The sequence below is a fragment of the Paenisporosarcina sp. P4_E4_2 genome, assembly GCF_056401595.1.
In genome coordinates this window covers 1-1,411 of record NZ_JBFUJC010000520.1, presented here as the reverse complement: position 1 = coordinate 1,411, position 1,411 = coordinate 1, and the positions used below count along the sequence as shown (strand labels likewise).

1 protein-coding gene and 1 pseudogene are annotated in these 1,411 nt (G+C 43.4%); both read right to left on the bottom strand.

The features are described from left to right. Nucleotides 1–1,034 (bottom strand): ABC transporter transmembrane domain-containing protein (locus AC1DSB_RS19325; RefSeq protein ID WP_477587419.1); only part of this gene is annotated, 1,034 nt, incomplete at its 3' end. 184 nt (nt 1,035–1,218) lie between these two features. Next, nucleotides 1,219–1,411, bottom strand: a pseudogene (locus AC1DSB_RS19320) (UV damage repair protein UvrX); the annotation flags it as partial.

Below are 1,411 nucleotides of genomic sequence, written 5' to 3'. Positions count from 1 at the left end.
AATTTAAATTCATCGATATGAACATCCAGGTCGCCTTGCGCTTTTACATCTAGTGCATGTTCCGCGTCATCAATATCGATTGGTTCGGCAAGCAATTCGCGAATCCGATCGTAAGAAGCACGTCCTCGTTCAACAATGTTGAATAACCAGCCGAATGCGAGCATTGGCCAGACTAGCAACCCAAKATAGGCAGTAAATGCAATTAAATCCCCGATTGACATTTCATTTGCCATGATAAATCGTGCACCGAACACGATTGATAGGAAAAACGAAGTACCAACAATTGCCGATATCGTTGGATCGAATAGTGAATCCACTTTGGCTACGTGTATGTTCTTTTCGACTACGTCATCCGATAACTGTACAAAGTCTTGGATGTCTTCTTTTTCCTGACCAAATGTTTTAATGACTTTGATTCCCGAAATACTTTCCTGTGCTTTATCGTTCAAATTCGAGAAGGCTTCCTGGGCAAAGTGGAAACGATTATGCAACAGCGTTCCGTAGTAATTTGTCAAATACGCCATGATTGGCATGGGAATCAATGCAATGAGCGTTAATTTCCAATTGATTGTAATTGCCATCGCGGCTATAACAAACCCACCTGTAGTCAGTGAATCGACTAGCGTCAAGACACCCGCTCCTGCCGTCTGTTGAACGGCTGATAAATCATTGGTTGCATGTGCCATCAAGTCGCCAACACGGCGCTTTTGATAAAACCTAGGTGACATGCGGGTAAAATGTTGGAATAAACGTTCTCGCAATTGACGAGCAAGTAAAATTGCCGAACCAAAAATCATTGTACGCCAGTAATAACGAATGATATACATGGCCAGAGCGGCACCTGCCAGGAATAGCAGCCATTTCACAAGTGCTTCGCCTGTTAAAGTACCCAATCGAATTTCATCGACGACATATCCTATTATTTTAGGTGGCAGCAGTTGCAAAAATGCAACGACCATCAGCATCAAGATGCCGAAGATATACTGTTTCTTTCTCTCTTTAAAAAACCACCCTAAATCTAAAAATACTTTCACGCAGTAATCCCCCGATTCTTTTTTTCAGACTTTATTAGTTTAGCAAATGTTCGGAATTTAGAGAAGATACGAAATGGAAATTATTCGGATTAGGAAATAGTTCGAATAAGCGATGTGGATTTTCTTATATCGCCCACTCCCCGGCCATACTAGAATGGCCGGGGTGTAACAGCTCCCTCTTTTTTTATTCGGCTTTATGTCCCCCGATTAACTTGGAACGAGCTCGGGCTGTTCCGGCGTCTGTATAGGAAACGGCACGCAGTAAAGCGGCCGAACCATATTTGCTGCGAATGTGATCCATGGCTGAACCCAGCTTTCGCTTGCGCCACTTTTCCGCTTCAAACAGGCTGAGCTGCATCGAATGTTCAGGCTCCATA